The organism is Corallococcus sp. AB030 (assembly GCF_003668965.1).
Lineage (GTDB): Bacteria > Myxococcota > Myxococcia > Myxococcales > Myxococcaceae > Corallococcus > Corallococcus exiguus.
This window is the reverse complement of record NZ_RAWQ01000283.1, coordinates 1-10,507: the sequence shown is the minus strand read 5'-3', so window position 1 is coordinate 10,507 and position 10,507 is coordinate 1. Positions and strand designations below refer to the sequence as shown.

At 68.9% G+C, this 10,507-nt stretch carries 9 protein-coding genes; 6 read left to right on the top strand and 3 right to left on the bottom strand.

Going from position 1 to position 10,507, the window contains the following annotated elements; genetic code table 11:
* Window positions 1-39: 39 nt before the first annotated feature.
* Window positions 40-2,793: an ATP-binding protein gene (locus D7Y15_RS39830; RefSeq protein WP_233605266.1), complete on the top strand. Its 2,754-nt coding sequence runs from the start codon at window positions 40-42 to the stop codon at window positions 2,791-2,793.
* Between the two features lie 9 nt (window positions 2,794-2,802).
* Here D7Y15_RS39830 and D7Y15_RS39825 read toward each other — a convergent pair whose 3' ends face one another.
* Entirely contained in the window at window positions 2,803-4,251 is a 1,449-nt protein-coding gene (locus D7Y15_RS39825; protein ID WP_121755826.1) for an FAD-binding oxidoreductase, read from the bottom strand.
* A 164-nt stretch (window positions 4,252-4,415) separates the two neighbouring features.
* Complete coding sequence (gene bioA / locus D7Y15_RS39820; RefSeq protein WP_120580905.1) at window positions 4,416-5,747, bottom strand: adenosylmethionine--8-amino-7-oxononanoate transaminase; 1,332 nt, start codon at window positions 5,745-5,747, stop codon at window positions 4,416-4,418.
* Window positions 5,748-6,036: 289 nt separating this feature from the next.
* On the opposite strand from bioA, the gene D7Y15_RS39815 reads away from it, so the two are divergent.
* Window positions 6,037-6,834 (top strand): acyl-CoA desaturase, encoded by a 798-nt coding sequence (locus D7Y15_RS39815; RefSeq protein WP_120580904.1) that lies wholly within the window; start codon window positions 6,037-6,039, stop codon window positions 6,832-6,834.
* A gap of 67 nt (window positions 6,835-6,901) precedes the next feature.
* Here D7Y15_RS39815 and D7Y15_RS39810 read toward each other — a convergent pair whose 3' ends face one another.
* Complete coding sequence (locus D7Y15_RS39810) at window positions 6,902-7,168, bottom strand: NAD(P)H-binding protein (RefSeq protein WP_306466123.1); 267 nt, start codon at window positions 7,166-7,168, stop codon at window positions 6,902-6,904.
* On the opposite strand from D7Y15_RS39810, the gene D7Y15_RS39805 reads away from it, so the two are divergent.
* The 4 genes from D7Y15_RS39805 to D7Y15_RS39790 all read left to right on the top strand — a co-directional run.
* Window positions 7,155-7,856: a hypothetical protein gene (locus D7Y15_RS39805; protein WP_233597459.1), complete on the top strand. Its 702-nt coding sequence runs from the start codon at window positions 7,155-7,157 to the stop codon at window positions 7,854-7,856. The two genes, D7Y15_RS39810 and D7Y15_RS39805, sit on opposite strands and share 14 nt — an antisense overlap.
* A 10-nt stretch (window positions 7,857-7,866) precedes the next feature.
* On the top strand, window positions 7,867-8,334 hold the full coding sequence (locus D7Y15_RS39800) for an SMI1/KNR4 family protein (RefSeq protein ID WP_172810418.1): 468 nt from the start codon (window positions 7,867-7,869) through the stop codon (window positions 8,332-8,334).
* A 137-nt stretch (window positions 8,335-8,471) separates the two neighbouring features.
* The gene (locus tag D7Y15_RS39795) at window positions 8,472-9,347 is read left to right on the top strand and encodes a DUF2381 family protein (RefSeq protein ID WP_120580902.1); all 876 of its coding nucleotides are present in this window, start codon (window positions 8,472-8,474) and stop codon (window positions 9,345-9,347) included.
* Window positions 9,344-10,507 (top strand): serine/threonine-protein kinase (locus tag D7Y15_RS39790; protein ID WP_233605265.1); only part of this gene is annotated, 1,164 nt, incomplete at its 3' end. The genes D7Y15_RS39795 and D7Y15_RS39790, both read left to right, overlap by 4 nt.

Sequence of the window (10,507 nt, the reverse complement as noted above, 5' to 3'; positions counted from 1 at the left end):
GGCATACGAGTTTCAGGAGGGTCTGGTGGGCTCGGAGATGTGTGTAAGAGACAGGGCCTGCCCCCGGGCACCGCGTGGAGCCCGGTGGAGGCGGGGCTGGACGGGCCGTGGCCCTTCGCCACCGCGGGCGCGGACCCGCTGGACGTGCCGCGCGCGCCGCTGAGCCTGAACCTGGACATGGGCACGGTGCTGGGGCCGTACGAGGAGCCGCCGACGCATGCGCGCGTGCTGCCCATCCACCCGGCCGGAATGGCGGAGCCCTTCGGCTACCTGGTGGCCGGCGTGAGCCCCCGCCGCGCGATGGATGACACCTACCGCGGCTTCTACGAGCAGCTCCAGGCCACGGTCACCAACGCCGTCGCCAGCGTGCGCGCCTACGAGGCGGAAGCGCAGCGCGCGGAGGCGCTGGCGGCCATCGACCGGGCGAAGACGGCGTTCTTCTCCAACGTGTCGCACGAGTTCCGCACGCCGCTCACGCTCATCCTGGGGCCGCTGGAGGAGTCGCTCGCGGACGCGTCCGCGCCCCTGCCGCCATCGCAGCGCGCGCGCCAGGAGCTCACCCATCGCAATGCCCTGCGGTTGTTGAAGCTGGTCAACTCGCTGCTGGACTTCTCGCGCATCGAGGCGGGCCGGGTGAAGGCGAGTTACCACCCCACGGACCTGACGCGGCTCACCGAGGACCTGGCCAGCGTCTTCCGCTCCGCCATGGAGAAGGCGGGGCTCCAGTACACCGTCGAGACGCAGGACGTGGGCGAGCCCATCTACGTGGACCGGGACATGTGGGAGAAGGTTGTCCTCAACCTGCTCTCCAACGCGTTCAAGTTCACGCTCCACGGCGGCGTCACCGTGCGGCTTCAGCGTGAGGGGACGCGGGTGCGGCTCACCGTGCGGGACACCGGCACCGGCATCCCGGAGGCGGAGCTGCCGCGCGTGTTCGAGCGCTTCCACCGCGTGGAGTCCTCGCGCGGGCGCACGCATGAAGGCACCGGCATTGGCCTGGCGCTCATCCAGGAGCTGGTGAAGCTGCACGGCGGCACGTTGGGCGTCCACAGCGTGGAGGGCGAGGGCAGCACCTTCTTCGTGGAGCTGCCGCTGGGCCGCGCGCACCTGCCCGCTGAACAGGTCCAGGAGGACGAAGGGACCCCGCACGCGGGCAAGCTGGGGTCCGCCTTCAGCGAGGAGGCCCTGCGCTGGCTGCCGGATGCGCCGGAGTCCCTCCCGCCGCCGGGTGCCGAGCCGGAGCCAGTGAGGGCTTTCAGCAGCTCCTCCGTGCTGGGAAACACAGGCGCGGGGTTCGCGCTGCCCATGGGGCGTGGGCGCGTCCTCGTCGCGGACGACAACGCGGACATGCGCGGGTACGTGAGCAGCCTGCTGTCGGCCCACTGGAACGTGCGCGCGGTGGCGGACGGCGAGGCGGCCTTCGAGGCGGCGCTCGAGCTGACGCCGGACCTCATCCTCAGCGACGTGATGATGCCCCGGCTGGACGGCTTCGGGCTGCTCCACAAGCTGCGCGGCGACGCGCGCACGCGCGGCATCCCCTTCATCATGCTGTCGGCGCGCGCGGGCGAGGAGGCCCGCATCGAGGGGCTCCAGGCCGGCGCGGACGACTACCTGGTGAAGCCCTTCTCCGCGCGCGAGCTGCTGGCGCGCGTGGACAGCCAGCTCCAGTTGGGGCAGGCCCGGCAGCAGCTGTCCGACTTCTTCATGCAGGCCCCCGCGGCCATGTGCGTGATGATGGGCCCGGACCTCGTCTTCTCTGTCATCAACCCCATGTTCGCGAACCTGATGGGCCGGGACATGCTGGGCAGGCCCGCGCGCGACGCGCAACCGGTCGGAGGCCACGGCGTGCTGCTCCAGCACCTGGAGCGCGTCTACCGCACCGGCGAACCCTTCGTGGGCCGCGAGGTCCCGGCGCGCCAGCCGGACAGCCAGGGCGGCCTCAAGGAGCTGCTGCTGGACGTGGACATCCACGCCCAGCGCGACGGAAAGGGCCGCATCCAGGGCCTGCTCGTCGCCGTGCAGGAGGTCAGCGAGCGCACCCACGCGCGCCAGCAACTGGAGACCCTCACGCATGACCTCCAGCACGCGGTCGCCGCGCGCGACACCTTCCTGGGCGTGGCGTCGCACGAGCTGAAGACTCCCGTCACCGCGCTGCTCCTGCACCTGGAGATGACGCGCCGGCGCCTGTCTCCCAAGCGCGGCGAGCCGCCCTCCGCGGAGAAGCTCACGTCCGCGATGGACTCCGCGCTGCGGCAGGTGGAGCGGATGTCGCGGCTGGTGGACGAGCTGCTGGACGTCTCACGCATCCGCGCGGGCAAGCTGGACTTCCACATGGAGGAGAGCGACCCGATGGAGATGATCCACGAGGTCCTCGACACCTTCCGCGAACAGATGGAGCAGGCCCGCTGCGTCCTGGAGCTGCGGGCGGAGCTGAACCTGCGCGTGTGGTGGGACCGCTCGCGCATGCAGCAGGTGCTGACGAACCTGGTGTCCAACGCCATCAAGTACGCGCCGGGCACGCCGCTGCGCATCGGGTTCACCAGGCGCGGCGACCGGCTCATCCTCTACGTGTCGGACGGCGGCCCGGGCATCCCGCCCGAGCACCAGGCCCGCGTCTTCGAGCGCTTCGAGCGCGGCGGCCCGCCCCAGACCGTTCACGGCCTGGGGCTGGGCCTCTTCATCGCCCATCAAATCGTGCAGGGCCACCACGGCAAGCTGGTCCTGCAAAGCCCCCCCGGCCAGGGCGCCACCTTCTTCATCGACCTGCCGCTCCCTCCGCGGGCCCAGGCCTGAGCGCGCGCCTCAGTGCGCGACGCTCGGGGGTTTCACCGGACCGGGCAGGATGTTCTGGTTCACGTGGAAGAGGTTCTGCGGGTCGTATGTCCGCTTCACCTCCACCAGCCGCGGGTAGTTGTCACCGTAGGTGGCCTGCACGCGCTCCTGGCCCTCTTCCATCATGAAGTTCACGTAGGCGCCGCCCGCCGAGTACGGGTGCAGCGCGCTCCAGTACTCCTTCGTCCAGGTGGAGATGTCCGCCGCCCGCTCCGGTGACGGATCCACCCCGACGATGACCTCCGACCAGCGCGCGTCGCGGAAGCGGAAGGCCGTGTCATGCGGGCCCACGCGGTGCGCCGCCCCGTCGATGGGGTACAGGTGCATGGTGGACTGCATGGACGGCAGGCGCTCGGCGAAGGACACGTGCTGCTCGATGGCCGCGTCCGGAATCTCGCGCACGAAGTCCGCGCGCCAGTACCACTGGTGTCCCGGCGGGTAGAGCGCGTCGAAGGCGGTCTGCAACATCGGGAAGGGCATGGGCATCACGCCGTGCAGCGCGGGCTTGAGCGCCAGCACGGGCGCGAACAGCTCGTCCGCGCGCGCGGGGTCGCCCGTGTAGCACCACACCACGCCGCACATCTTCTGGAGGTGGAGCTCCTCCGGGAAGGGCGGCGCGGGCGGCACGGTGATGAAGGCGAAGAAGCCGCTGAGGTCCTCCGGCGCGGCCGGAAGGAACTCGCGGTACCAGCGCATCACCTCCGCCGCGCGGTCCAGGGGCCAGAGCGTGGGGCCACCGATGACGATGTCCACGGGGTTGGCCCGGAAGAGGAACGACGTCACCACGCCGAAGTTACCGCCCCCGCCGCGCACCGCCCAGAACAGGTCCGGGAACTTCTCCTCGTTCGCGGTGACGAAGCGACCGTCCGCGAGCACCATGTCCACGGCGAGCAGGTTGTCGATGGTGAGCCCGAAGCGGCGCGTGAGGTATCCCAGGCCGCCGCCCAGCGTGAGCCCGGCCACGCCCGTGGTGGAGATGATGCCGGAGGGCACCGCGAGCCCGAAGGCATGGGTGGCGTGGTCCACGTCCCCCCAGACGGCGCCGCCCGCGACGCGCACCGTGCGGGCCTCGGGATCCACGCGCACGCCGCGCATGCGCGACAGGTCGATGACCAGTCCGTCATCCACCAGCGCCAGTCCGCCGCCGTTGTGGCCGCCGCCGCGCACGGCCAGGGGCAGCTTGCGCTCGCGGGCCAGGGCCACCGCGGCGATGACGTCCGCCACGTCCGCGCACCGGGCCACCATGGCCGGGCGCTTGTGGATCATCGCGTTGTACAGCTGGCACGCCTCCGCGTAGTCGGCGTCTCCTGGCTGGATGAGCGTGCCGCGCAGCTGCGCCCGGAACAACTCCACGCTGTCCGGCGTCAGCCCGCCGGGCAGGCCGGGGCCTGTCTGCGGACGGTGGGTTTCGAGTGTCACGGCGGTTCCCTCCTCAAGAGCCGGCACCGGCACGGCGCCTGACTCAACGGATGCGCACGGTGACGGCCTCGCAGCACCAGAAGGCAGGAAGGGGCCTCCTGGCACGCGCTGGTGGGCGGGTACGGACGCAGCGCTCCGCCACTCCGCCACCCGGAAGGGACGGCTCAGCCCGCCGCCACCTCGCGCAGGCTGTCCTCCACGCCCGCGAGCAGCAGGTCCAGGTCCGCGTCCGGGATGTTGAGCGCGGGCGCGATGTAGACGGTGTTGCCCATGGGGCGCAGGTAGAGGCCGCGGCGGCGAGCGGCCTCGTAGACGCGCCAGCCGCTGTCCGCGAAGTAGCCTCCGCCACCCAGGTCCACCGCGCCCACCATGCCCACCGCGCGCGGGCGCACCAGTCCGGGGAGGGTGGCGGCCATGCGCTCGAAGGCGGCCTTCACGCGAGGCGCCTTGCGCTGCACCTGCCCCAGCACGTCCTCGTCGCGGTACACGGCCAGCACCTCGCGCGCCACGGCCGCGCCCAGCGGGTTGCCGCAGTACGAGTGCCCGTAATAGAGCGCCCGGTCCTTCGCCCCCAGGAAGCCCTGGAAGATGCGCTCGGACGCGAGCGTGGCGGCGAAGGGCAGCATGCCCCCACTGAGCGCCTTGGCCAGGCACAGGAGGTCCGGCACCACGCCGGCCAGGTCCACCGCGAAGCGAGCACCGGTGCGGCCCATGCCGGTGAAGACCTCGTCGGCGATGAGGAAGGTGTCCACCGCGCGGGTGGCCTCGCGAACCTCGCGCACGAAGTCCGGCGACGACATCCACATGCCCGCCGCGCCCTGGAGCACGGGCTCCAGGATGACGCCTGCGATGCCGTCCGGATCCGCCGCGAGCGCGGCCTTCACCTCGGCCAGGGCGCGCACGTGGCCATCGGGTTCAGCGGGGGACGGCACGTGCACCACGTCGAAGAGCAGTGGGCCGAACACGTCGCGGAACTCGTGCACGCCGCCCACGCTGGTGGCGCCAATCGTCTCGCCGTGGAAGGCGCCGGTCAGGGTGATGAAGCGGGTGCGGCGGGGGCGGCCGTTCTGGGCCCAGTACTGCGCGGCCATCTTGATGGCCACCTCCACCGCGGTGCTGCCGTTGTCCGAATAGAAGACGCGCGACAGCTTCTGCTCCGAGGGCACGTCCGCCCGGTCCGCGCCCGGAGCCAGCGCGGTCAGCTCCGCGCCCAGCAGGGCCGCGGGTCCGTGCGTGATGCCCGCGAGCGAGACGTGGGCCAGGCTGCCCAGTTGCTCGGTGAGTGCGTGCACGAGGCGCGGGTGGCGGTGTCCCAGGGTGGACACCCACCACGAGCCGTTGGCGTCCAGGTAGCGCCGTCCGTCCGCGTCATGGAGCCAGACCCCCTCCGCGCGGACGATGACGAGCGGGTCCGTCTTCGCGATGTACTGCTCCATCGCGGTGTAGGGGTGCCAGACGTGCTGCTTGTCCAGTCCGACGAGGGTTGCCCGATCCACGGTGGAGGCTCCTGGGCGCAAGGGGAGTGAAGCCCGGGGTGACGCGCCGCGTGCCCTTCTGCCCTCCCTGGGGACGGCCCGCAACGTCGCGGTGCGACACGAGGGACGGAGGCGAATGGATGGCCGCACCGGGCCTTATCCACCAGCGGACAGGCGGAGGAATGGGACGCTCAGTGGCGTGCGTCCGGGACGGGACGGTGGGGCCGGTCCGCTGCCGGTGACATGGGGAGCGCTGACATTGCCATGACAGGGGGGGTGTTAGCCCTGTGTCTGTCATCACGGGAGAGTCATGGCCATCGTCATCTTCTTCATCAGTCACTGGCTGCTCTGCGTCTTCTTCCAGAGCTTCTTCCAGCACCGTTACGCGGCGCACCGCATGTACAGCATGGGTCCGCGCACGGAGAAGGTGATGCACCTGCTCACCTACCTGGTGCAGGGCTCGTCGTACCTGTCACCGCGCGCCTACGCCATCCTGCACCGCGAGCACCACGCGTACTCGGACACGGAGAACGACCCGCACTCGCCGCACTACTTCAAGGACGTGATGCGGATGATGTGGCACACGAAGGAGCGCTACACGGGCATCCTGGCGCGCCGGATCCAGCCGGAGCCGCGCTTCGAGGGTGGCTATCCGGAGTGGAAGCTCGTGGACGAGACGCTGGGCCAGTCCTGGTTCGCGGTGCTGGGCTGGGTGGCGCTATACACGGCGTTCTACGCGACGTTCGCGACGTCGCCCTGGATGTTCCTGCTGCTGCCGGTGCACTTCGTGATGGGGCCGGTGCACGGCGCCATCGTGAACTGGTGCGGGCACAAGTACGGCTACCGGAACTTCAAGGGCGCCGACAAGTCGCGCAACACGCTGCCGGTGGACGTGCTGTGCATGGGCGAGCTGTTCCAGAACAACCACCACAAGTACGGCAGCAGCCCGAACTTCGCGGCGCGCGCCTTCGAAATCGACCCCACGTGGCAGGTGATGCGCGTGCTGTCCAAGCTGGGCGTCATCCGCATCACCACGCCCCAGCGCGCCGTGTACCCGGAGCCGCGTGAAGTGGCCCGCCAGAGCGGCGCCGGAGCGCAGGTGGCCTGACGCGAGGTCCAGACTTGAAGCAACGCGGGGGGGCCGTCCGACAGGGACTGCTCCCCCGTGGTGTTTCTCAGCCCTGCTGGAGCGTGGCGGCCAGCGGCTGGCCCACCTCACCAGAGGAGATGAGCAGCACCGTGTCCCCGAGGGAGAACACGCCGTCACACTCCTCCGGGCGGCTGTAGTCCGCCTGGCGCACCTGCACGCCGCGCGCGGCCCACTCCGTGGCCTTGTCCGGATTGCGCACCGCGACCGCGATCTGGTTCGCGGGGACCTTCTTCAGCAGTCCCTCAATGACGAAACGGCCCAACCGGCCCGTGGCTCCCATGATGACGAACATCGGAGTCCTCTCCCTTTTCCGGATGGAAGCAATCGCGCTATCACGCCTTGCCATGATGCCTGTCTGCACTCAACGCACTGCGACGACCGCCTTTGTACTCGTCCTCGTTGGCTGTGGATCAGCCACTATCGGCACCGTCGGCAAACCGGTCTCGGCGAAGTGGTCAGGCTCGGTCGTGACTCCTGATGGAGGACAGCTGAGCACGACCATCTACTATGGCCCCTGGCAATGCAGCGCCGCATTCCTGTCCCGGTGCGAATCGAAATGCGCTGCCCAGGGCCACCGGCTCATGGGCTGCATCTGGCTGGCGGACATCAAAAGCGATTGGAAGGGCCGCTACTTCTTCATGCCTGCGGAGGCCGGTGGGCGAATGGCCATCACCCACTGCTGCTGCGACTACCCGAAGGTGGATGGAGAAAGCCTGCGGAAGACATGGAACAACGCCCGTCCGGGCTTCCGTGATGCATGGGGGCGAGAATTTGGCCCGTGGCCGAAGTCGAGCTCTGGCAAGTATTGGCCGGGCCATCACATCTTCGACCTGGGCCACGGTGGCCCGCCGACAGCGCCGAGCAACGTGCTGCCAGCCCCGGATGACGTACACAACGTCTTCAATTCCGAGTACCCCGCCTGCTACGCACCAAGTGGGAAGTGGCTGGCACCGGGCCCTGAGCGCCCCTACGTGGACTGAGGGCGGCACCATGCTCACGAACATGCAGCGACTGCTGGCGGAAATCTCCGCCCGCCACTTCCCCAATCCTCCCGCCACACCCGCCCAACTTGCCGCCTTCGAGGCGCGCGTCGGATGGAAGCTCGATGAGGAACTGCGCGCCTTCTACCTGCACTGCGATGGCGCGGCCCTCTTCCAGCCCTTCCCGGACGCGAACTACCACCTGCTGCCTCTGGAGCAGATCCGCCGAGCCCGCATGGCCATGCGCCCAGGTGATGACGACCAGTTCGGCTCCGCGTCCTGGTACACGCTCGTGGATCTCCAGGACTCCGACTATGTCATCCTGGACGTCGCCCATCCGGTGAATGGCCGGTACCCGCTCCTCGACGCGTACCACGAGACCTTCCCTCAAGGCGTGCGCCCCATCGCCGTCTCCTTCAGCGAGTTCCTGGAGAGGGCGCTCACCAGTGCCAACTCTTACTTCTGGTTGAACAGGTAAGCGCCCTACCAGGGAGTAGCGACCAGGCAGCGTCTTGACTCGCTCAAGGGGCTTGGGACGCGACTTTGGCCAAGGGAAAGAGCCCACTGCGCGAACACCCGCGATGGTAGCGTGCCCATCCGGGAGGTCACGAATCCTTGCTCCAACCCTTCAGATTGGCTCTTCCCCTGGCGCTCATTGTCACCTGGGGAGCTGCCGCGCAGGCACAGCCGGCCACGAGGACGCGCATCGGGCGTCAGCGCACCGTGACCATCGCCAGCACGTCCGCCGATCCGCTGCCCATCGTCCATGTGGCGGGAGACACGCCGACAGTGTTCCTCTTCTCTTCGCCGATCCAGAAGAAGACCCTGACCTTCGATGAGTCCCGGATCCGCCTCCTGGATGCGGGCGAGCGCTCCGTCATCATTCAGCCCGTGGCCAGTCTTGGTGACGATGAGCGTCTGGAGATTGGAGTCTTCTTCGACGATGGCCGAGCGCCCGCACGGGCCGCCTTCGTGCTCATGAACCACCCGGCTGAAGTGGACTCGCGGATCGACGTGCAGCGCCTGGAGCTTCTGAACACGACCTGTCCGCCCTCGGCTCAAGCACCAGCGCCGAAACCGGAAGACTTCGTGCTGCTTGGCTACGTGGACGACAAGGGCATCGCGGCGTCCAGCAGAAAGGGCCGGAGGGGGCCTGTACAGGGACTTTCCGTGGAGTCGCTCGTGGCCTTTCGGGGCACGAAATGGATTCTGGCGGACGTGAAGATCAAGAATGAGTTGGACCACCCGGACTGGACACCCGGAGAGGCAACGTTCGTGGGCCGGCTCGACCTGCCTCTGCGAGCGAGGCTCGTCGCGAAGCAGCCGGGGCCGATTCCTCCTGGTGAGTGGAGGCGGGTCCTTGTGGTCGTGGAAATGCCTGAAACGAAGGCAGACCTTGTCTTCACCCTGGAGGTGCGCGGGGATGGGGGACGTCATCTCACGATTCCAGCCGTACGCTTTCCACAGCCCGCGGAGGTGGCTGTCCAATGAGCGCGACGATGATCAACCTTCCTCCCGGTTCGCTCATTGATGGATGGCAGGTGGCCAAGGCACTCGGCGACGGAGGCTTCGCGTTCGTCTTCCTGGGCGAAAAGAACGGCAGGCACCGCGCCATCAAGGTGGCCCAGCACCGGGAGTCCAGCGGCGACCTCAAGCAGACCCATGCTCGGACGCTGCGGGAGTTGACGGCGCTGCTCATGCTGGACCATCCGAACATCGTCCGGCCGCAAGGGCATGGCCTCGCGGAGAGCGGGAACCTCTACCTCGCGCTCGACTATGTGGACGGCTGGACGCTCGCGGAGTGGGCGGAGCGCAAGCACCCGACCGTTCGTGAAATCCTCGGCGTCTTCGAGAAGCTCGCCGGTGCGCTGTCGTACATGCACGGCCGGGGCATCCTGCACCGGGACCTGAAGCTGTCCAACGTCCTCATCCGCAAGAGCGACGGCGAGCCCGTCATCATCGACTTCAGTTGCGCGACCTATACGCTCGCCGAAGACCTGACGAACGGGGGTTTGCCTCCAGGCACGGACCGCTATCGCGCCCCCGAGCAGTTCAAGTTCCTGCGCGAGCACAAGGATGAGCGCCGGGCGCGCTACGCCTTCCAGGTCGCCGACGAAATCTTCGCGGTCGGTGTCATGCTCCATGAGCTGCTGACGGACCCACGACCGACGGAGTTTCGTCCGCGCTTCGACTTGAACAGTCTTGCCCTCCCACCGCCGCCACCCCGCCTGGTGAATGCGCGGGTTCCAGCGGAGTTGAGCGATCTCGTGGAGAGCGTCCTGGCCCGAGACCCCAAGAAGCGTCCGGTCGACACCGAGGCGCTGCGCCGTGAGCTCGCGGAACTCCGAGCCAGTGCTTCCGCTGAATACGACGTGCCGGTTCATCCGCCCTCGAAACAGCGCCACGGCGAGCCGGCCTCGGAGGCGCTGGAGATGCCCTCCATCCCCCAGTCGCTCCAGCGGCACGTCGCCCGAGTTGACCGCGACCGCGGCCAATGGCGTGGTCTCCTCGCCGGCATCGTCGCGCTCGCCATCGCCGCGCTCCTCTGGCGTTTCGCCGGGGGCCCATTCGAACCACACGTTCCCGCGGGCCCAATCCATCCCATCACCTCTTCCGCACCACCCCAGGCGACCCCTGCTGCTATGTCCACC

Excerpts from the sequence above, each read along its gene's own strand:
- D7Y15_RS39800 (WP_172810418.1), top strand. The coding sequence starts at position 7,867 with ATGCTCACGAACATGCAGCGACTGCTGGCGGAAATCTCCGCCCGCCAC.
- D7Y15_RS39805 (WP_233597459.1), top strand. The coding sequence starts at position 7,155 with ATGATGACGAACATCGGAGTCCTCTCCCTTTTCCGGATGGAAGCAATC.
- D7Y15_RS39810 (WP_306466123.1), bottom strand. The coding sequence starts at position 7,168 with ATGTTCGTCATCATGGGAGCCACGGGCCGGTTGGGCCGTTTCGTCATT.
- D7Y15_RS39815 (WP_120580904.1), top strand. The coding sequence starts at position 6,037 with ATGGCCATCGTCATCTTCTTCATCAGTCACTGGCTGCTCTGCGTCTTC.